This is a genomic window from Klebsiella sp. HMSC16C06 (assembly GCF_001808325.1).
Taxonomy (GTDB): Bacteria; Pseudomonadota; Gammaproteobacteria; order Enterobacterales; family Enterobacteriaceae; genus Klebsiella; species Klebsiella variicola.
This window is the reverse complement of record NZ_KV793006.1, coordinates 71,081-92,102: the sequence shown is the minus strand read 5'-3', so window position 1 is coordinate 92,102 and position 21,022 is coordinate 71,081. Positions and strand designations below refer to the sequence as shown.

General features: G+C 58.3%; 17 protein-coding genes. 8 read left to right on the top strand and 9 right to left on the bottom strand.

The features are described 5' to 3' along the window. Positions 1–240 precede the first annotated feature (240 nt). The 3 genes from argH to argC form a co-directional block, all read right to left on the bottom strand. The gene (gene argH / locus HMPREF3142_RS16260; protein WP_012543258.1) at positions 241–1,614 is read right to left on the bottom strand and encodes an argininosuccinate lyase; all 1,374 of its coding nucleotides are present in this window, start codon (positions 1,612–1,614) and stop codon (positions 241–243) included. A gap of 98 nt (positions 1,615–1,712) precedes the next feature. Next, positions 1,713–2,489, bottom strand: coding sequence for an acetylglutamate kinase (gene argB / locus HMPREF3142_RS16255; RefSeq protein WP_086070891.1), 777 nt, complete (start codon positions 2,487–2,489; stop codon positions 1,713–1,715). 6 nt (positions 2,490–2,495) lie between these two features. Further along, complete coding sequence (gene argC, locus HMPREF3142_RS16250) at positions 2,496–3,500, bottom strand: N-acetyl-gamma-glutamyl-phosphate reductase (RefSeq protein WP_048268369.1); 1,005 nt, start codon at positions 3,498–3,500, stop codon at positions 2,496–2,498. A 113-nt stretch (positions 3,501–3,613) separates the two neighbouring features. Between argC and argE the strand changes: the two genes are divergently transcribed. Continuing rightward, positions 3,614–4,765, top strand: coding sequence for an acetylornithine deacetylase (gene argE, locus HMPREF3142_RS16245; RefSeq protein ID WP_012969211.1), 1,152 nt, complete (start codon positions 3,614–3,616; stop codon positions 4,763–4,765). Between the two features lie 258 nt (positions 4,766–5,023). After that, the gene (gene ppc, locus HMPREF3142_RS16240) at positions 5,024–7,675 is read left to right on the top strand and encodes a phosphoenolpyruvate carboxylase (RefSeq protein ID WP_008807858.1); all 2,652 of its coding nucleotides are present in this window, start codon (positions 5,024–5,026) and stop codon (positions 7,673–7,675) included. Positions 7,676–7,723: 48 nt separating this feature from the next. Here ppc and zinT read toward each other — a convergent pair whose 3' ends face one another. After that, positions 7,724–8,374: a metal-binding protein ZinT gene (zinT, locus tag HMPREF3142_RS16235; RefSeq protein ID WP_008807859.1), complete on the bottom strand. Its 651-nt coding sequence runs from the start codon at positions 8,372–8,374 to the stop codon at positions 7,724–7,726. Positions 8,375–8,398: 24 nt separating this feature from the next. Between zinT and HMPREF3142_RS16230 the strand changes: the two genes are divergently transcribed. The 3 genes from HMPREF3142_RS16230 (at position 8,399) to gldA (ending at position 11,411) form a co-directional block, all read left to right on the top strand. Continuing rightward, positions 8,399–9,385, top strand: coding sequence for an AraC family transcriptional regulator (locus tag HMPREF3142_RS16230; protein WP_176747618.1), 987 nt, complete (start codon positions 8,399–8,401; stop codon positions 9,383–9,385). A 205-nt stretch (positions 9,386–9,590) separates the two neighbouring features. After that, positions 9,591–10,253 carry a fructose-6-phosphate aldolase gene (gene fsa, locus HMPREF3142_RS16225; protein WP_008807861.1) on the top strand — a complete coding sequence of 221 codons (663 nt, stop codon included), beginning with the start codon at positions 9,591–9,593 and terminating at the stop codon, positions 10,251–10,253. 54 nt (positions 10,254–10,307) lie between these two features. Further along, positions 10,308–11,411, top strand: a complete 1,104-nt coding sequence (gldA, locus tag HMPREF3142_RS16220; protein ID WP_012969213.1) for a bifunctional L-1,2-propanediol dehydrogenase/glycerol dehydrogenase — start codon at positions 10,308–10,310, stop codon at positions 11,409–11,411. A gap of 89 nt (positions 11,412–11,500) precedes the next feature. Here the strand turns inward: gldA and metF are convergent, their stop codons facing one another. Together metF and HMPREF3142_RS16210 are read right to left on the bottom strand one after the other, a co-directional pair. After that, positions 11,501–12,388 carry a methylenetetrahydrofolate reductase gene (metF, locus tag HMPREF3142_RS16215; RefSeq protein WP_008807863.1) on the bottom strand — a complete coding sequence of 296 codons (888 nt, stop codon included), beginning with the start codon at positions 12,386–12,388 and terminating at the stop codon, positions 11,501–11,503. A gap of 227 nt (positions 12,389–12,615) precedes the next feature. Next, positions 12,616–13,524, bottom strand: coding sequence for a LysR family transcriptional regulator (locus HMPREF3142_RS16210; RefSeq protein ID WP_008807864.1), 909 nt, complete (start codon positions 13,522–13,524; stop codon positions 12,616–12,618). A gap of 91 nt (positions 13,525–13,615) precedes the next feature. On the opposite strand from HMPREF3142_RS16210, the gene HMPREF3142_RS16205 reads away from it, so the two are divergent. Beyond that, complete coding sequence (locus HMPREF3142_RS16205) at positions 13,616–13,987, top strand: carboxymuconolactone decarboxylase family protein (RefSeq protein ID WP_008807865.1); 372 nt, start codon at positions 13,616–13,618, stop codon at positions 13,985–13,987. A gap of 37 nt (positions 13,988–14,024) precedes the next feature. Here the strand turns inward: HMPREF3142_RS16205 and HMPREF3142_RS16200 are convergent, their stop codons facing one another. Together HMPREF3142_RS16200 and metB are read right to left on the bottom strand one after the other, a co-directional pair. After that, positions 14,025–16,457: a bifunctional aspartate kinase/homoserine dehydrogenase II gene (locus HMPREF3142_RS16200; RefSeq protein ID WP_008807866.1), complete on the bottom strand. Its 2,433-nt coding sequence runs from the start codon at positions 16,455–16,457 to the stop codon at positions 14,025–14,027. A gap of 2 nt (positions 16,458–16,459) precedes the next feature. Then, positions 16,460–17,620: a cystathionine gamma-synthase gene (gene metB / locus HMPREF3142_RS16195; protein WP_008807867.1), complete on the bottom strand. Its 1,161-nt coding sequence runs from the start codon at positions 17,618–17,620 to the stop codon at positions 16,460–16,462. A 267-nt stretch (positions 17,621–17,887) separates the two neighbouring features. Here metB and metJ point away from each other — a divergent pair, with 267 nt between their 5' ends. Then, on the top strand, positions 17,888–18,205 hold the full coding sequence (gene metJ, locus HMPREF3142_RS16190; protein ID WP_004107547.1) for a met regulon transcriptional regulator MetJ: 318 nt from the start codon (positions 17,888–17,890) through the stop codon (positions 18,203–18,205). 102 nt (positions 18,206–18,307) lie between these two features. Here the strand turns inward: metJ and rpmE are convergent, their stop codons facing one another. After that, positions 18,308–18,520 carry a 50S ribosomal protein L31 gene (gene rpmE / locus HMPREF3142_RS16185; RefSeq protein ID WP_008807868.1) on the bottom strand — a complete coding sequence of 71 codons (213 nt, stop codon included), beginning with the start codon at positions 18,518–18,520 and terminating at the stop codon, positions 18,308–18,310. A gap of 252 nt (positions 18,521–18,772) precedes the next feature. On the opposite strand from rpmE, the gene priA reads away from it, so the two are divergent. Beyond that, positions 18,773–20,968, top strand: coding sequence for a primosomal protein N' (gene priA / locus HMPREF3142_RS16180; RefSeq protein ID WP_070612227.1), 2,196 nt, complete (start codon positions 18,773–18,775; stop codon positions 20,966–20,968). The last annotated feature ends 54 nt before the right edge of the window (positions 20,969–21,022 follow it).

Here is a 21,022-nt window from a genome sequence, read left to right as displayed (position 1 = left end):
GATAGTCCATGGCGATAGATAGCATAGCAACGAACGATTATCCCTATCAAGCTTTCTGTTCAATAATACGCCCATAGAGACGGTATACCTGTGAAAATCATTGGCCCGTCACACTGTTTCTCTACCCGAACAACTAAAGCCAACGTGAACTTTTGCGGACCTTGTGTCCGCTTTTTTTTTTGCATAAAAAACCCGGCGTCATCAGGCTCGGCCGGGTTCAGAGAGGCGGATGCCAGAGAATTAGCTCAGGCGCGCTTTTGCGTCGCTGATAGCCTGCGCCACCTGCTGCGGCGAAACGCCGCCTTTCGCTGCGCGTTTATCGAGGCAGGACTGCAGAGACAGAATCGGATAAACATCGTCTGCGATGACCGGACTGAATTTCTGCAAATCGACCAGGGGCAGCGCTTCCAGCGGTTTCCCTTGCGCAATGGCTTCGACTACCGCCTCACCAACAATATGGTGCGCTTCACGGAACGGAACGCCTTTTGCCACCAGATAATCTGCCAGTTCTGTGGCGTTGGCATAGCCCTGCTGCGCCGCTTCCGCACAGCGCGGGCGTTTCACCTGGATGCCATCCAGCACCAGGGTCGCCATATGCAGGCAGTCGAGCCAGGTATCCAGGGCGTCGAAAAGCCCCTCTTTATCTTCCTGCATGTCTTTGTTGTAGGCCAGCGGCAGGCCTTTCAGCGTCATCATCATGCCGGTCAACGCGCCCTGCACGCGGCCGCATTTACCACGAATTAATTCCAGCGCGTCCGGGTTTTTCTTCTGCGGCATCAGCGAGGAGCCGGAGGTCACGCGATCAGAAAGTTCGACGAAGTTCGCCTCGCCGGAGTTAAAGAAAATCAGATCTTCAGCAAAGCGCGACAGATGCACCATGCCGATAGACGCATCGGAAAGCAGCTCCAGAACATGGTCGCGATCGGAAACGCTGTCGAGGCTGTTGCGTGTGGCAGAGGCAAAGCCCAGCCAGCCGGCCAGCTGCTCGCGGTCGATTTCATACGCCGTCCCCGCCAGCGCGCCGCAGCCCAGCGGGCTAACGTCGAGGCGCTTCAGCGCGTCCTGCAGGCGGCTTTCGTCACGCGCCAGCATTTCAACATAGGCCAGACACCAGTGTGCGAACGTCACTGGCTGGGCACGCTGCAGGTGAGTGTACCCCGGCATCACCGCGTCCTGGTTATGCTGGGCTGTCTCCACCAGCGCGCTCTGCAGCTGGCGGTTCGCCGACAGCAGTTCGACAACGGTATCTTTGCACCATAGTTTAAGGTCGGTGGCGACCTGGTCGTTACGGCTGCGCCCGGTGTGCAGTTTCTTGCCCAACTGGCCCACTTTATCGATCAGCTTGCCTTCCACCCAGCTGTGAATATCTTCGGCATCGCTGGCGAGGATTTGCTGCGGATTGGCGCGCACCTCTTCCAGCAGCACGTTCAGCGCTTCTTCCAGCTGCTGCTGTTCAGCGGCACTCAGAACGCCGACCGTTACCAGCGCTTTCGACCAGGCGACAGAGCCAACGATATCCTGCTCCGCCAGACGATAGTCAAAGCGCAACGAGTCGTTGAACTGTTTGAACCGTTGATCTGCTGCCTGTGTAAAACGCCCGCCCCAAAGTGCCATAACATGCTTCCTTTATTCGTTAGTTCTGCCGGCGACATTGTGCCGCCCGGCCTACAGTCTGTAAGCCCGGCAGACGACGCGCCGCCGGGCATGAAATCTTAAGCCAGAATACGTGTGCCGATCGGCGTGCCGTTAAATAACGCTGGCAGCTGCTCGGCGTGACGCCAGGAGGCGATATCCACCGGACGGCCCAGGGCACGTGCGGCGTCAAGGGCCGCATTCACTTTAACAATCATGCCGTCAGTGATAATGCCCTGCTCGATCAGTTGCTCCGCTTTCTCGGCGGTCATCTCGGCAATGCGCTGTCCTTTACCGTCGAGGATACCGCTGACATCAGACAGCAGGATCAGATCCGCCCCCAGGGTGGCCGCCAGCGCTGTCGCCGCCTGGTCAGCATTGACGTTCATCAGCTGGCCTTCATCGGTCACCCCGATAGAGCTCACCACTGGCAGGTAACCGCCTGCCAACAGGGTGTTGATCAGCGCCGGGGAGCCCGGCTGCGCCAGCCCGACATGGCCCAGCTCGGCATCCAGCTGCGTGACCTTCACGCTATCGCCATCGCCGAGGAACAGGCCTACCGAGGAAATACCATGTTTTTTCGCCCATGCCAGCAGCGTTTTGTTGGCGGTTCCCGCCAGCGCGCCGGTAATGATGTCAATCTGATCGGCAGGCGTAACCCGCAGGCCATTTTTCTTTTTCACCGGCAGATTAAGCTGCTTCATCAGCTCATCCACCACGCAGCCGCCGCCATGGACGATAATCAGCGGGCGCTGGTGCGCTTCACGGTAGTTAACCAGCGCGGTAAACAGGCGCTCCAGCGCCTCTTCGCTATCGAGTAATACGCCGCCGAGTTTGATAATTAATGGGTTCATCATCACACCTTAAATAAGAGACTGCGTCTCAGCGAAGCCGAAACGAATATTCGCGCACTGCACTGCCTGCGCTGCGGCGCCTTTCAGCAGGTTATCTTCAGCCGCGACGACGATGAGATGGTCGCCCTGCACGGCAAAACCGATATCACAGAATGGCAGACCCTCGACGCTTTTCAATGCGGGTACGCCTTTATCATATAAACGTACCAGCGGTTTATCGGCGTAAGCCTGCTGGTAAACCGCTGCGATCTGCGCGTGGCCGACGCCCGGCTTCAGGCGGCAGGTAATGGTTTCAAGGATGCCGCGCTTAAAATTACCCAGGTGCGGGGTAAAAATCACCTTTGCCCCGAGGTGGCTGGCAATCTCCGGCTGATGGCGATGGTTAAATATGCCGTATGGCTGCAGGCTCACTTCACAGAAGCTATTGCCGATCGCGGCTTTACGACCCGCGCCGCTCACCCCGCTGGTGGCGTTGATCACCGGCCACTGGTTCAGATCCAGCAGATTGGCCTCAATCAGCGGCTTCAGCGACAGCTGCGCCGCTGTCGGATAGCAGCCAGGCACCGCGATTAACTGCGCTTCTTTAAGCGCATCCGCGCTCCACTCCGCCAGACCATACACCGCCTGTTTGAGCAGGTCGGGATGTTGATGAGTGAAACCGTAATATTTTTCGTAGAACGCCCCATCGTTAACGCGGAAGGCACCGGAAAGATCGAACACCACGCAGCCGGCGGCAAGGAACTGCGGCGCCAGGTCGTGACTCACTTCGTGCGCGGTGGCGAGAAACACCACGTCCACGCCAGCGCTGAATTCGCTGATATCGGACATCGGCTGCAGCGGCATATCGACAATGCCTTTGAGCTGCGGATGCAGGTCGGAAATTAATTTTCCCGCATCATTGCTTTGCGCGGAGACCGTCAAAGCGGTTATGTTCATATGCGGATGACGATTGATATAGGTCACCAGCTCTGCGCCGGCATAACCACTGGCACCCACAATCAGCGTATTTAACATTGGAAGCGCATCTCCTTACATTCGATGGGTTTTCTTACGCTCAACGATATTGTATTTTTATTCACAATAAATGCATGAATATTGATACTATCACGACCCAAGGTGTGTCAACAATGAAAAACAATTTACCGCCCTTTATCGAGATTTACCGCGCGTTGATCGCCACACCGTCCATCAGCGCGACCGAAGAGGCTCTCGATCAAAGCAATGAGTCTTTAATCAATTTGCTGGCAGGCTGGTTCCGCGATCTCGGCTTCAATGTTGAGATACAGCCGGTGCCGGATACGCGCCATAAATTCAACCTGCTGGCCAGCACCGGACACGGCGCCGGCGGCCTGCTGCTCGCCGGGCATACCGATACCGTGCCATTCGATGATGGCCGCTGGACGCGGGATCCGTTCACCCTCACCGAACACGATAACAAGCTCTACGGCCTCGGCACGGCTGACATGAAAGGCTTCTTCGCCTTTATTCTCGACGCCCTGCGCGATGTCGACGTCACCACGCTGAAAAAACCGCTGTATATTCTGGCCACCGCCGACGAAGAGACCAGCATGGCCGGCGCGCGCTATTTTGCCGAAACCACCCAGCTGCGCCCGGACTGCGCCATCATCGGCGAGCCCACCTCCCTGCAGCCGATCCGCGCCCACAAAGGACATATGTCCAACGCGATCCGTATTCAGGGTCAGTCCGGCCACTCCAGCGATCCGGCACGCGGAGTTAACGCGATTGAGCTGATGCACGACGCCATCGGCCGCATTATGCAGCTGCGCGATCTGCTAAAAGAGCGCTACCACTTCGAGGCGTTCACGGTCCCTTACCCAACCCTCAACCTGGGCGCTATCCATGGCGGCGATGCCTCAAACCGCATCTGCGCCTGCTGTGAACTGCATATGGATATCCGCCCGCTGCCGGGGATGACCCTCAACGATCTTAATGGTCTGTTGGGCGAGGCGCTGGCGCCCGTCAGTGAGCGCTGGCCGGGCCGCCTGACGGTCTCAGAGCTGCACCCGCCGATCCCCGGCTACGAATGCCCGCCGGACCATAAGCTGGTCCAGGTGGTTGAGAAACTGCTCGGCGCGCAGACCGACGTGGTGAACTACTGCACCGAAGCGCCGTTTATCCAGACGCTATGTCCGACGCTGGTTCTCGGCCCGGGTTCCATCAATCAGGCCCATCAGCCTGACGAGTATCTGGAGACGCGCTTTATCAAGCCGACCCGGGAGCTGATTAGCCAGGTGGTCCACCACTTCTGCTGGCACTAAAATCGCCCTCTTTTTCCGCCCCGTTCTCCCGGGGCGGAACGGTGACGATCGTCACATTTCCATAAGCGATGCTTATCCAGCGCCCCCTGAATTAAATTTCGCAAATTACGGCGATTTACTCGTTTGCTGAAGCGATTTCGCAGTAATTGACGTGGGGGTATTTACGTGGCTTTATAAAAGACGGGTTGCTTATCCGTTGCTCACGTTCCAGCGCAGCGGATATAACAAAATAAAATGAGATGGGGTGTCTGGGGTAACATGAACGAACAATATTCCGCATTGCGTAGTAATGTCAGTATGCTCGGCAAGGTGCTGGGCGATACCATCAAGGATGCATTGGGAGAAAATATTCTTGATCGTGTCGAAACTATCCGTAAGTTGTCCAAATCTTCACGCGCCGGCAACGAAGCTAACCGCCAGGAGCTGCTGACCACGCTGCAGAATTTGTCTAACGACGAACTGCTGCCGGTTGCCCGTGCCTTCAGCCAGTTTCTGAATCTGGCGAACACCGCTGAGCAGTACCACAGCATTTCGCCAAATGGCGAAGCGGCCAGCAATCCGGAAGTCATTGCGCGTACCCTGAGAAAGCTCAAAGACCAACCCAATCTCAACGAAGACACCATCAAAAAAGCGGTGGAATCTCTGTCTCTGGAGCTGGTATTAACCGCCCACCCGACCGAGATCACCCGCCGGACGCTGATCCATAAAATGGTGGAAGTGAACAGCTGCCTCAAGCAACTGGACAATAAAGACATCGCCGACTACGAACACCATCAGCTGATGCGCCGTCTGCGCCAGCTGATCGCCCAGTCCTGGCATACTGACGAGATCCGTAAATACCGCCCGTCTCCGGTCGACGAAGCCAAATGGGGCTTCGCGGTGGTGGAAAACAGCCTGTGGGAAGGGGTGCCTAACTATCTGCGCGAGCTGAACGAACAGCTGGAAGCCAACCTTGGCTATCAGCTTCCGGTGGACTTCGTCCCGGTGCGTTTCACCTCGTGGATGGGCGGTGACCGCGACGGCAACCCGAACGTGACCGCCGACATCACTCGCCACGTGCTGCTGCTCAGCCGCTGGAAAGCCACCGATCTGTTCCTCAAAGACGTGCAGGTGCTGATCTCCGAGCTGTCGATGGTGGAGTGTACCGACGAACTTCGCGCGCTGGCTGGCGCCGAGGGTGCTCAGGAACCGTACCGTTATCTGATGAAGAAACTGCGCACTCAGCTGATGGAGACCCAGGCCTGGCTGGAAGCGCGCCTGAAAGGTCAGAAGCTGCCGAAACCGGCGGGACTGATCACTCAGAACGAGCAGCTGTGGGAACCGCTGTACGCCTGCTATAAATCGCTGCAGGCCTGCGGTATGGGCATTATCGCCAACGGCGAACTGCTCGACACCCTGCGCCGCGTGAAGTCTTTCGGCGTACCACTGGTGCGTATTGATATCCGTCAGGAAAGCACTCGCCATACCGAAGCGCTGGGCGAAATGACCCGTTACCTCGGGATCGGCGATTACGAAAGCTGGTCAGAAGCCGACAAACAGGCTTTCCTGATCCGCGAACTGAACTCCAAACGTCCGTTGCTGCCGCGTCAGTGGGAGCCAAGCGAAGAGACGCGCGAAGTCCTCGATACCTGCAAAGTGATCGCCGAGGCGCCGCGCGGATCGATCGCCGCCTACGTGATCTCGATGGCCAAAACGCCGTCCGACGTGCTGGCGGTTCATCTGCTGCTGAAAGAGGCCGGGATTGGTTTTGCTCTGCCGGTGGCCCCGCTGTTCGAAACGCTGGACGACCTAAACAACGCCAACGATGTCATGACTCAGCTGCTGAATATCGACTGGTACCGCGGCTTTATCCAGGGCAAGCAGATGGTCATGATTGGCTATTCTGACTCCGCCAAAGATGCTGGCGTGATGGCCGCCTCCTGGGCGCAGTACCAGGCGCAGGACGCGCTGATCAAAACCTGTGAGAAAGCCGGTATCGAACTGACGCTGTTCCACGGACGCGGCGGTTCCATCGGCCGCGGCGGCGCGCCAGCCCACGCGGCGCTGCTCTCGCAGCCGCCGGGAAGCCTTAAAGGCGGCCTGCGCGTCACCGAGCAGGGCGAGATGATCCGCTTTAAGTACGGCCTGCCGGAAGTGACCATCAGCAGTCTGTCGCTATATACCAGCGCCATTCTGGAAGCCAACCTACTGCCGCCGCCGGAACCGAAAGCCGAATGGCGCGACATCATGGCTGAGCTGTCCGACGTCTCCTGCAAGATGTATCGCGGCTACGTACGTGAAAACAAAGATTTCGTGCCTTACTTCCGCTCTGCGACTCCGGAGCAGGAGCTGGGCAAACTGCCGCTGGGTTCGCGTCCGGCAAAACGTCGCCCGACCGGCGGCGTCGAGTCGCTGCGCGCCATTCCGTGGATCTTCGCCTGGACCCAGAACCGCCTGATGCTACCGGCCTGGCTGGGCGCTGGCGCCGCGCTGCAGAAGGTGGTCGAAGGTGGAAAACAGAGTGAACTGGAAGCGATGTGTCGCGACTGGCCGTTCTTCTCCACCCGCCTTGGCATGCTGGAGATGGTTTACTCGAAGGCCGACCTGTGGCTGGCGGAGTACTACGATCAGCGCCTGGTGAAGCCGGAGCTGTGGGCGCTGGGTACCGAGCTGCGTAAGCTGCTGGCTGCCGACATCAACGTCGTGTTGGCCATCGCCAATGACTCCCATCTGATGGCCGACCTGCCGTGGATCGCCGAGTCTATCCAGCTGCGTAATATCTATACCGACCCGCTGAACGTCCTGCAGGCGGAACTGCTGCACCGTTCACGCCAGGCCGAAGAAGCAGGCAAGGACCCGGATCCGCGCGTTGAACAAGCGCTGATGGTCACCATCGCCGGCGTTGCCGCCGGTATGCGTAACACCGGCTAATCGAAGCCTCTCTCCCCCGGCCGCCCGGTCGGGGGATTTTCACCTGTTCTAGTGGTGCAGCATCTCATCAACGATCTGCTCTTTATGCAGCGCATATGGATAATAGGTCGGCCAGTTATCCATCTCTTTCAGCAACGCCTCCTGTGATTCATTGCCCATGAAAATATGGAAATGCTGCGATTTACGCGGGCCAATAATATGGTCGCTGAACTGCACAAATTTCGGCGCGTTGGCATCGCCCTGCTGGCACTCAAACAGGTAACGTACGCCCTTCTTGCCGGAGGCGTAATGCAGAATTTTGTAGCCTGAATAGCGGTATTTGCAGCTGTTGACGGTCTCGCCAACGTGGAACTCAATCACATCATTTTCAATGCCAATCTGCTCCACATCGGTGGCGTAGCCCTTCTTATAATAAGCGCGATACTCCTCGACGCTCTTGCCGCCGGGCTTTTTCGCCTTCTGCTCCAGCACCGGATCGAGGTCGCCATTGAGCAGATACGGGTTTACCGACTGCCAGACGCCCTCCCAGTCGCTCAGCGCGCGGTCCTGCACATTTTTATCGGCAAAAATGCCTTCGCTGGCCTGACGCTCGATGTCGGTTAACGCCGGGCCATGGTTATGATTGCCGTGGGCAAACGCCTGGGCGCTGGCTAACGCCATGCCGAATCCAAAGGCCAGCAGGGGGATCTTTCTGGTCATTACTCTCTCCTGAGTTTGCTATCAATGGTGACAAATTGTTACGATATAACATATCTTATCTGGGAAGCAAGCGTGACTGGCAAGCGCTTTTACCGCTGGAAAAATGTCCGGTATGATGAAAGAGGTGATGCGCTGAACGGAAGAATGATGGACAACGATATCAATCAACTTATTGATTCATTCCTAAAAAAACAGAATGGTATCGGCCGGGTCTATTTTGCCGGCGAGATGCGCTCGCCTGCTGAGCCGGTAGTGCAGGTTGATTTTCCCCGTCTGAACATCATCCTCAATGGGCAGTTGCCCGACCGGGCACTCGGCAAAAACGCCAGCCCTCTTGAGGCGAACGACGTGCTCTATATCCCTGGCGATAGCTGGAACTGCCCCCAGTGGCAGGCGCCCTGCCTGCTGTTAAGTATCCTGTTCGATAAGCAGCGACTGGAGTGCTCGCTGCAGCACTGGAATGGCAAGGCGATAACCGTTGTCGAAAAGCGGCAGGCGCTGCGCCGCGGGCCGCGCGTCGGTTCATTTCTGCTGCAGGCGCTCAATGAGCTCCGGATGCAGCCGCAGGAGCAGCGAACCGCCCGCAGCATTGTCGTCAGCCTGCTCAGCCACTGCCATGACCTTCTCGGCAGCCAGGCGCAAACCTCCTCGCGCAGCCAGGCGCTGTTTGAGGCGATCCGCCAGTACATGGACGCCCATTATGCAGAGCCGCTGAGCCGGGAATCGGTGGCCCAGGCGTTCTATCTCTCCCCCAACTATCTTTCTCACCTGTTCCAGAAATGCGGGCCAATGGGCTTCAATGAATATCTGAACCATATTCGTCTTGAACAGGCCCGTATGCTGCTGAAGGGCCACGATATGAAAGTGAAAGATATCGCCCACGCCTGCGGCTTCGCCGACAGCAATTATTTCTGCCGCCTGTTTCGCAAAACCACCGAGCGCTCGCCGTCTGAATACCGCCGTCAGTATCATAGCCAGTTAACGGAAATATCTTCTCCGGCCAAAAACTAGATTTTTGTGTGTTAAACCTGACTTTTGTGCGCGCTTTTATTGCTGCCCAACCCCACCATCGCCGATAAATGTGATCTAAATCATCCTTAATCGTGATGCGTACATTTATCCAGTTTTTGGCAAATTTGTCATCTGGCGGTCCTTCGAACGAAAGCCGTATGCTTACCTCAACGACAATATCGAATTAAGCATTGAGGAAAACACGATGGAACTCTATCTGGATACCGCCAACGTCGCCGAAGTGGAACGCCTGGCCCGCATCTACCCGTTGGCCGGGGTAACCACCAACCCGAGCATTATCGCCGCCGGTAAAACTCCGGTATGGGACGTGCTCCCACGCCTGCAGAAAGCCATCGGTCCGGAGGGCACCCTCTTCGCGCAGACCATGAGCCGCGATGCGCAGGGCATGGTGGAAGAAGCTAAACGCCTGAGCAACGCCGTGCCGGGCATCGTGGTCAAAATCCCGGTGACCGCCGAAGGCCTCGCCGCTATCAAAATGCTGAAGAAGGAAGGCATCCCGACTCTTGGCACCGCCGTCTACAGCGCTTCGCAAGGCCTGCTGGCCGCACTGGCCGGCGCAAAGTACGTCGCGCCTTACGTTAACCGCGTTGACGCCCAGGGCGGGGACGGTATCCGCATGGTGCAGGAGCTGCAATCTCTGCTGGAAATGCATGCGCCCGAGAGCAAAGTGCTGGCGGCGAGCTTCAAAACGCCCCGTCAGGCGCTGGATTGCCTGCTGGCCGGTTGCGAAGCCATCACCCTTCCATTAGATGTAGCGCAACAAATGCTCGGCACCCCTGCGGTAGAGTCAGCCATAGAGAAGTTTGAACAGGACTGGAATAACGCCTTTGGCACGCTGAACCTGTAACCGGACCTGCGAGTCGCCTGCGGGCGGCAGCACGGTCATCGAGGAGGAATCGAAATGGATCGCATTATTCAATCACCAGGCAAATACATTCAGGGCGCAGGCGCCATCAAGCGCCTCGGCGACTATCTGAAGCCGCTGGCCGAACGCTGGCTGGTAGTCGGCGATAAGTTCGTACTGGGGTTTGCGGAAGAGATGCTGCGTAAAAGCCTGGCCGACGCTGGCCTGGCGGCCGAAATCGCGCCGTTTGGCGGTGAGTGTTCGCATAATGAAATCAATCGCCTGCGCGATATCGCCGGCAGCGCGAAGTGCACCGCCGTGCTGGGGATCGGCGGTGGTAAAACGCTGGATACCGCGAAAGCGCTGGCCCATTTTATGAAGGTGCCGGTGGCGATCGCCCCCACCATCGCCTCCACCGATGCGCCGTGTAGCGCGCTGTCGGTGATTTACACCGACGAAGGGGAGTTCGACAGCTACCTGATGCTGCCGCACAACCCCAACATGGTCATTGTCGATACGCAGATTGTTGCCGGTGCGCCAGCTCGCCTGCTGGCCGCCGGGATTGGCGATGCGCTGGCCACCTGGTTCGAAGCCCGCGCCTGCTCCCGTAGCGGCGCCACCACCATGGCGGGCGGGAAATGCACTCAGGCGGCGCTGGCGCTGGCCGAGCTGTGCTACAACACCTTACTCGAAGAGGGTGAAAAAGCGATGCTGGCCGCCGAACAGCACGTGGTCACCCCGGCGCTGGAGCGAGTGGTGGAAGCCAACACCTACCTGAGCGGCGTGGGTTTCGAAAGCGGCGGCCTGGCGGCGGCGCACGCGATTCATAACGGCATGACGGCCATCCCTGACGCCCACCACTATTATCACGGGGAAAAAGTGGCGTTCGGTACCCTGACGCAGCTGGTGCTGGAAAATGCGCCGGTGGACGAAATAGAGACCGTCGCCGCGCTGTGCCACAGCGTTGGGCTGCCGATCACCCTGGCGCAGCTGGACATCAAAGGTGATATCCCGACCAAAATGCGCCTGGTGGCGGAAGCCGCCTGCGCTGAAGGCGAAACCATTCACAATATGCCGGGCGGCGTCGACTCAGACCAGGTCTACGCCGCGCTGTTGGTGGCCGACCAATACGGTCAGCGCTTCCTGCAGGAATGGGAATAACCCAGAGCAAAACACCCGGCATCAGCCGGGTGTTTTTTTATGTCTATCTGTCGAACGCGCCGCCTACTGACCGCGGAAACGGCAAGCACTCAGGCCGGACGCACGCCCAGCGTATGGCAGATGGCGTAGCTCATCTCGGCGCGGTTCAGGGTATAGAAGTGGAAGTCTTTTACCCCTTCCCGGCTTAAAATCTTCACCATGTCCATGGCGATATTCGCCCCCACCAACTGACGGGTTTCGGCGTCGTTATCCAGCCCTTCGAACATTTTCGACATCCACACCGGGATACGGACGTTGGTCATATCCGCAAACTTTTTCGCCTGTTTAAAGTTGGAGACCGGCAGGATACCCGGAATGATTTCCACGTCGATGCCCGCCGAAACGCAGCGATCGCGAAAACGCAGGTAGCTTTCCACATCGAAGAAGAACTGGGTGATCGCGCGGTTGGCGCCCGCCTCGACTTTACGCTTCAGGTTCAGCAAATCCGCCTGTGCGCTTTTCGCTTCCGGATGCACTTCAGGATACGCGGCGACAGAGATATCAAAATCGCCCACCTCTTTCAGCAGCGTCACCAGATCGGCGGCATACATATCCGGTTTACCGCTACCCGGCGGCAGGTCGCCGCGCAGGGCGACGATATGGCGAATACCGTTGTTCCAGTAATCCTGAGCGATAGTACGCAGCTCATCACGAGTGGCATCGATACAGGTCAGGTGCGGCGCGGCTTCCAGACCAGTTCGCTCTTTAATGCCTTTGATGATGCTGTGGGTGCGATCGCGCTCGCCAGAGTTCGCGCCATAGGTTACCGAAACAAACTTCGGTTTCAGACTGCTCAGGCGATCGATGGATTTCCACAGGGTTTGCTCCATTTCACTGGTGCGCGGCGGAAAGAATTCAAAAGACACATTAATCTGGCCCTGGACTTCCGCCAGGCTCTGATTCAGGGCTTCCCGCTGATTGGCGTGAAAAAAGCTCATACCTTACCTCATCAATCGCATGTAATGGCTGTTATATTGCGAACTTCTATACGTTTAGACGTCCAGATGTAAAAATGACGGAAAAGCGCGCGGGCGTCAATAGAAAAATCTGCGTAAAGAGTGAGGAATAGGCCTCCAAAATGAAAAAAATTCATCTTCCGGCGCTTTGCCAGCCGAAAGAGCTCGCTCTGCAGTCAATATGGGGTAGCACGATGTTCAGCCTGAGACTAGCCAGTCGTCAGGTGATCATCCAGCAGTGAGAGCCATTGCTGCACGGATTCTGCCTGGTGAGGCGCATAGACCACGCCAAGGCTTAACGGCATGCTGTCGCCTTCAGCGACAGGACAGAACACCACCCCCTGACGCTGGATCGCGGAAAAGGACGCCGGCAGGAGGATCATGCCTTCGCCACGCGCAATACGCGCCAGCAGCACATCATGTTCGGCAGGCTCTTCCACGTAAGCGGGGGTATAGCCAGCCCGGTCGAAAATACGTCGCGTGTAGTCAAAGAAATCGGGATTGCGTTCGCGTTTAAACCAGAACAGCGGCCGGTGATTGAGCGCGCGTAGCGTTAACGCTGGCGTGGCGGCTTCCGGCCAGGAGGCTGGCAATGCCGCGATGAGCGGCTCCTGATACGGCAATGGATGCAGGTGCAGCCCTTCAGTATTCAGCGGCAGCGCGACCAGCGCCGCATCGAGTTTGCCTTTGCGCACCTGCTGAGCCAGCGCCGGCGAGGCGTGGCGGGTAATATGCAACGTGCGGGTATGATCGCTCAGCGCAGATTCAACGGCGGCGAAAATGCCCTGTTCAAAGGCGGTGGTCAATCCCAGACGCAAGGGCTGCGGCGAGTGAGCGGAGAGCTGGCTCAATGCCGCCAGCGTGCGTTCCTGGAGCACCAGCAGAGGTCGAATCATCTCCAGCACCTCTCTTCCCGCGTCGGTCAGGATCAAGCCTTTGCTGTGGCGCTGAAACAGCGTCACCCCCAGCTGCGCTTCCAGATGGCGGATATGGCGGGTCAGCGGCGGCTGCGAGATAAATAACCGCTGCGCCGCCCGGCTGATGTTATTTTCCTCCGCCACCACGGCAAAGGCGCGCAGCAGGCGAATATCCAGGGAATGTAATCGCGAAGTTGTCATACTGAAAAGGTATCACGAAAAGGGTATTACTCAAGTCCGGCACACTTCCCTACCCTTCCTCTTAACGCGCCATCACAGAGAGGAAAAAACGATGTCCAGCGAACGTTATATCACCGGTCAGGAAATGCTGCAGCGGGTGGATGGCCACGGCGGGGAAGCCGTCGTCGACAGCCTGCAGGATATCGCCCCCGATTTCGCCCGCTATCTGATTGAGTTCCCCTTCGGCGATATTTACGCCAGGCCAGGGCTCGACTTACGCAGCCGGGAAATCGCCACTATTGCCGCGCTCACCGCGCTGGGTAACGCCGCGCCACAGCTGAAAGTACACATTGCCGCAGGATTAAATGTCGGCCTGACACAAGAGGAGATTACGGAAGTGATCATGCAGATGGCGGTCTACGCCGGATTCCCGGCAGCACTCAACGGCCTGTTTGCCGCCAAGGCGGTGTTTGCGGCGCACTAACAAAAAAGACCAGGCAGCGCCTGGTCTTTTCTCGGAACTACAGCAGCTGCGCCAGACGGTTAATATCCGACTGGATCGCTCCGGCGGTCACATCGCGCCCGGCGCCGGGTCCGCGGATCACCAGCGGGTTATCGCGATACCAGCGGCTTTCGATGGCGAACACGTTATCGCACGGCAGCAGCGCCGCCAGCGGGTGCTCTTCGCGTACCGCTTCCACGCCGACGCGTGCTTTGCCGTTAGCATCAAAGCGCGCCACGTAGCGGAGCACCAGCCCCATTTCGCGGGCCGCCTCCAGGCGCTGCAGCATTTGCTCGTTCAGCTCTTCGCCATTTTCAAAGAAGTGATCGACCGACCCCTCTTCGCAGTGTGCAGGGACCAGTGATTCCACACGGACCTGATCCGGTTCGATGTCATAACCCGCTTCCCGCGCGAGGATCACCAGCTTACGCATTACATCCTTACCGGACAGATCGACGCGCGGATCCGGCTCGGTCAGCCCCTGCTGCCAGGCCTGATCCACCAGGTCGGTGAACGGCACTGTGCCATCAAACTGCAGGAACAGCCAGGAGAGCGTTCCCGAGAAGATACCGCTCAGACCGAGGATGGTGTCGCCGCTGTCGATCAGATCGCGCACGGTATGGTTCACCGGCAAACCCGCGCCAACCGTAGCGTTATACAGCCAGTGGCGACCCGTCTTCTCAAACGCGTCGTGGATCTGGCGATATTTATCACTGCTGCTGGCGCCCGCCAGCTTGTTGGCGCTGATCACATGGAAACCATGGCTGGCGAAATCAAGGTACTGGTCGGCCAGCTGTTCGCTGGCGGTGACGTCCAGCACCACTAAATCATCGTACGGATGCGCGCGCATCCACAGGAACAGCGACTCTTCATCCTGTTCCACCGCTTCATCGTTGAAGAAGGCCAGCGCCCGGCTGGCATCCAGCCCGTCGTAGTTCAGCAGGCTGCGTTTACTGTCGACTACGCCGGCGAGAACAAACTCGAAGCCAGTACGCGCCGACAAGGTGGTTTGTTCGCGGGCAAACAGCTCCAGCCAGCGGGAGCCAATGTTCCCCTTGCCGAACAGCATCAGGCCAATACGCTTCTCTGCACGAAACAAGGTCTGATGCAGCCCCTGGATCAGGCTTTCCGTTGGTCCGGCGCGCAACACGGCTACCAGACTGATCCCCTCTTCGGACTGCCAGGTGAACTCCACCGGTTGCCCTTTCAGTTGCTGCCAGAAACGATGGCAGTGCAGTGGGTTACGGGTGACACCCGCGCCCACCATCGCCACCAGCGCCAGCTTCTGACGCAGACGCAGCTCGCCCGGCAGACCCGCTTCATCGAGCAGCTTCAGCGCGCTGTCGGCGACCTCGGAGGTATAGCAGAACTGCAGCAGCTTACGGTCGGCATGGACGCCAACGGCTAACGGGCGCAGCTGGGCGCGTTTGAGCAGGGCGTCCAGCTCTTTATGCGCCAGTTTGAAATCATGGCTGGCCGGCACCTGGAACTCCACCAGACAGACGTCATCATGGCTGGTGACAATCCGCGCGCCAGTACCCGAAGCCAGCACGCGCTCAATGCGCGTAGAACCCTGTTCCGGCGTATAGCTGCAACGTAACTGCAGATCGATATCGCTGGCGGACACCGGCTGCAGCGTGCGGGCGTGGAGCACTGGAGCGGCCAGACGCGCCAGCTCGCTGGCTTCATCCAGACGCAGCAGCGGCAGCAGACAGGCATCTTTGACCTTACGCGGATCCGCGCTGTACACCCCGGCGACATCACTCCAGATGGTGACGCGAGAGGCGCCCGCCAGCGCACCGATCTGCGTGGCGGAGTAGTCAGACCCGTTACGGCCCAGCAGGACGGTTTCCCCGGCCTGGTTGCGGGAGATAAAGCCGGTCACCACCAGACGCTTATTAGGATGTTGCGCCATCAGCTGTTGCAGCAGTGGATAAGATAATCCTTCATCCACCTGCGGCTGCGCGGCGCGTTCCGCACGCAGGAAAGCGCGCGCGTCCAGCCAGGCCGCTTCCATACCCAGTTGGTTAAGAACCGCCGCCATCAGGCGTGCGGACCAGACTTCACCATGGCCGACCACTTCCGCATAAACCGCTTCGGTAACCCCGCCATCAAGCAGCCCTGCCAGACGCTCAAGGTCATGGATGAAGGCGGCAATTAACGTGTCAGCCGCCGCCGGCTCCACCAGACCGCCAATCAGCTCGGTCTGATAACGGCGAAGCGACTGCTGAACCTGATGCGCAGCAAGGCGATCGCTCTGGCTAAGTTTAAGCCAGCTGATCAGCTGGTTGGTGGTGCTGCCAGCGGCGGAGACAACCATCATGTCGCCCGCCTGCGAATATTCCTTCATGATCCCCGCGACGCGCAGGTAACATTTCGCATCCGCTAAACTACTCCCACCAAATTTGTGCAGCTGACGACCCTTCGCCCCTGCCTGCGCAATCACACTCATTTTTATTCCTCGTTTGCTGCCCGGAAGCCATTTTCCAGGTCGGCAATTAAATCTTCACCATCTTCAATACCGGTTGAAATACGCAGAAGCGTTTCTGAAATTCCGGCGGCGGCACGCGCTTCAGGCGCCATGCCGGCATGCGTCATCGTTGCCGCATGGGAAATCAGGCTTTCAACGCCCCCCAGCGATTCCGCCAGTGTAAACAGCGACAGCCCGCTCAGGAAACGGCGCAGCGTCTGCTCGTCACCGTCCAGCTCGAAGCTTAACATTGCGCCAAAACCTTTTTGCTGACGCGCCGCAATTTCATGCCCCTGGTTTTCCGGCAGCGACGGATGATACAGCTTTTTCACCAGCGGCTGGGTTTTCAGATACTCAACAATCGCCAGGGCATTACGCTGCGCCACTTCCATACGCGGAGACAGCGTCCGCAGACCGCGCAGCAACAAATAGCTGTCGAAGGCGCCGCCGGTGACGCCAATATTATTCGCCCACCATGCCAGTTCGGTGACAGTCGCCGGATCGTTGGCAATCACCACCCCGGCAACCACATCGGAGTGGCCATTCAGGTATTTAGTACAGGAATGCAACACCAGATCGGCACCCAGCGCCAGCGGGTTTTGCAGCGCCGGGCTCAGGAAGGTGTTGTCCACCACGCTCACCGCGCCTGCCTCACGTGCCAGACCACAGATTTTCGCAATATCCACCACCCGCAGCAATGGATTACTTGGGCTTTCGACCAGCACCAGCTTCGGTTTTTCCGCCAACGCCGCCCGCAGCGCCTGCTCATCATTTTGATCGACGAACTGGACGCGATAACAGCCGCGCTTCGCCAGGCTGTCGAACAGACGGTAGCTGCCGCCGTAGCAGTCGTGCGGCGCCACCAGCAGATCGCCCGGCTTAAGGAACACCGTCGTCACCAGCAGGATCGCCGACATACCGGTATTGGTCAGCACCGCGCCGGCGCCACCTTCCAGCTCCGCTAAGGCGCGCTGCACCACATCACGCGTCGGGTTGCCGCGGCGGGAGTAGTCGTGGGCGCGAGGTTCATTAAAGCCGGTGAAGTTATAGGTACTGGAAAGGTGGATCGGCGGGACAACGCAACCGTACTGCTCGTCGTCATTTAAACCGCTACGCACTGCGATGGTGGCCTGTTTACGCGTCATGTTGGGAAGTTCCTGGGCTGAATCGGTGAAAAGTCAGGCTCCAGAGTAAACATTGTCACAATAGACGTCAATACATCTGGACATCTAAACTTCTTTGCGTATAGATTGAGCAAAGTGCAAATAGCCGTTAAAATTATATGCATTAGCGCACGTCGGTAGCGGCTTATCTCATGTTAGAAAGCGCGCTCATACGGTAAACTACGCGCAATTATAGCCCGGGCGGAATATTCTGGCCCTTCACTAATAAACAGAGGATTAAGGTATCTCATGGCTGAATGGAGCGGCGAATATATCAGCCCATACGCTGAGCACGGTAAGAAGAGTGAGCAAGTAAAGAAAATTACGGTTTCCATTCCTCTGAAGGTGTTAAAAATCCTCACCGATGAACGCACGCGTCGTCAGGTGAACAACCTGCGTCACGCGACCAACAGCGAGCTGCTGTGCGAAGCGTTCCTGCATGCCTTTACCGGACAACCGTTGCCTAACGATGAAGACCTGCGTAAAGAGCGCAGCGATGAGATCCCGGAAGCGGCGAAAGAGATTATGCGTGAACTGGGGATCGACCCGGATACGTGGGAATACTGAGTTGATAAAAAGGGCGGAAGCAATCTTCCGCCCTTTTTTGTGTCCCGCGCAGGCTGGCGAGAGGCACAAAAAAGCCGCCCTGAGGCGGCTTTTTCTGGCAACTTACTTGCTGCCCGGGATGCTGAAGCGCTTGTTGAAGCGGTCAACACGGCCACCGGTAGCAACATCACGCTGTTTGCCGGTGAAGAACGGGTGGCATTTACCGCACACGTCGAGGTTCAGGTCGTGACCAACGGTGGAACGGATTTTCATGACATTACCGCAAGAACAGGTAGCAGTAATTTCTTCGTATTTTGGGTGAATACCTTTTTTCATGGGAGAACCTCAGTTAAGGCCGCGTCGCTCTTCCAGCCCTAACGCCAGACACCACGCGATATTAATAATTTCCCGTCGTCTTCCACACTGCTGACAGCGCGAAGCGTACGGTAATGGTCAATCTCCAATGCGGTATAAAGTGCATTGAAGGCGGCGAATCATACAGAATTTGACCAGCATATGCAAACTGATCCGCGCCGCCTTATCGTAATGTGTATACTATCCCGCCAGATTTCAAGTCAGGAAGATGACATGCCCGTCGCCCACGTTGCCCTACCCGTTCCGCTACCGCGCACCTTTGACTATCTGCTGCCTGATGGCATGACGGTCAAAGCGGGCTGTCGGGTGCGGGTGCCGTTCGGCAAACAGGAGCGGATCGGCATTGTCGCGGCGGTGAGCGAGCGCAGCGAGCTGCCGCTGGATGAACTCAAACCGGTCGCCGAAGCGCTGGACGACGAGCCGGTCTTCTCTGGCACCGTCTGGCGACTGCTGATGTGGGCGGCTGAGTATTACCATCATCCGATTGGCGATGTGCTGTTCCATGCGCTGCCCATTCTGCTGCGCCAGGGCAAACCCGCCAGCGCGACGCCGCTGTGGTACTGGTTCGCCACCGAGCAGGGGCAGGCTGTCGACCTCAACGGTCTGAAACGCTCCCCAAAGCAGCAGCAGGCGCTGGCGGCGCTGCGCCAGGGAAAGATCTGGCGTCATCAGGTTAGCGAACTGGAATTTAATGAAGCGGCGCTGCAGGCGCTGCGTGGCAAAGGGCTGGCGGAGCTGGCCTGTGAAGCGCCCGTCCTCACCGACTGGCGCAGCACGTATTCGGTTGCCGGCGAGCGCCTGCGTCTGAATACCGAGCAGGCCACCGCCGTCGGGGCGATCCACAGCGCTGCCGATCGCTTCTCCGCCTGGCTACTGGCAGGCATCACAGGCTCAGGGAAAACGGAAGTCTACTTGAGCGTGCTGGAGAATGTACTGGCGCAGGGGCGCCAGGCGCTGGTGATGGTGCCGGAGATCGGCCTGACGCCGCAAACTATCGCCCGTTTTCGCCAGCGCTTTAATGCGCCGGTGGAAGTGCTGCACTCCGGACTCAATGACAGCGAACGTCTCTCGGCCTGGCTGAAGGCGAAAAACGGCGAAGCGGCCATTGTGATCGGCACTCGCTCCTCGCTGTTTACCCCGTTTAAAGATCTCGGCGTCATCGTCATCGACGAAGAGCATGACAGCTCCTACAAACAGCAGGAGGGCTGGCGCTACCACGCCCGCGACCTGGCGGTATGGCGCGCTCACAGCGAACAGATCCCGATTATTCTCGGCTCGGCGACGCCGGCGCTGGAGACCCTGCACAACGTCCGCCAGGGCAAATATCGGCAGTTAACCTTAAGCAAACGCGCGGGCAACGCGCGTCCAGCCCAGCAGCACGTGCTCGACCTGAAAGGACAGGTGCTGCAGGCGGGTCTGTCACCCGCGCTGATCAACCGCATGCGCCAGCATCTGCAGGCGGATAACCAGGTGATCCTGTTTCTTAACCGCCGCGGCTTTGCGCCGGCGCTGCTGTGCCACGACTGCGGCTGGATCGCGGAGTGCCCGCGCTGCGACAGCTACTATACGTTGCACCAGGCGCAGCACCATCTGCGCTGCCACCATTGCGACAGTCAGCGCCCTATCCCGCGCCAGTGCCCTTCCTGCGGTTCCACACATCTGGTGCCGGTGGGTATCGGCACCGAGCAACTGGAGCAGTCCCTGACGCCGCTGTTCCCTGGCGTGCCTATCTCGCGTATCGACCGCGATACCACCAGCCGTAAAGGGGCGCTTGAGGAACATCTCGCCGCAGTCCACCGCGGCGGCGCGCGCATTTTGATCGGCACCCAAATGCTGGCCAAAGGCCACCACTTTCCGGACGTGACCCTCGTCTCCCTGCTGGACGTCGACGGGGCGCTATTTTCCGCTGATTTCCGCTCCGCAGAGCGTTTCGCTCAGCTCTATACCCAGGTCTCCGGACGAGCGGGCCGGGCAGGAAAACAGGGCGAAGTGATCCTGCAAACCCACCATCCGGAGCATCCTCTGCTGCAGACCCTGCTGTATAAAGGCTACGACGCCTTTGCCGAGCAGGCGCAGGCCGAACGCCAGACGATGCAGCTACCGCCGTGGACCAGTCACGTGTTGATACGTGCTGAAGACCATAACAACCAGCAGGCGCCGCTTTTTTTACAGCAGTTACGTAATCTCTTGCAGGCCAGCCCGCTGGCCGACGATAAACTGTGGGTGCTCGGTCCGGTTCCGGCGCTGGCGCCGAAGCGCGGCGGCCGCTGGCGCTGGCAAATATTACTGCAGCACCCTTCGCGGGTGCGCCTGCAGCACATCGTTAGCGGTACGCTGGCGTTAATCAATACGCTACCGGAGGCGAGAAAAGTGAAATGGGTGCTGGATGTCGATCCTATTGAAGGGTAAGGCTTCTCTTGCGAGCCGGATCGAAAAATTCAACAAGCATCACGTTTTTCATGA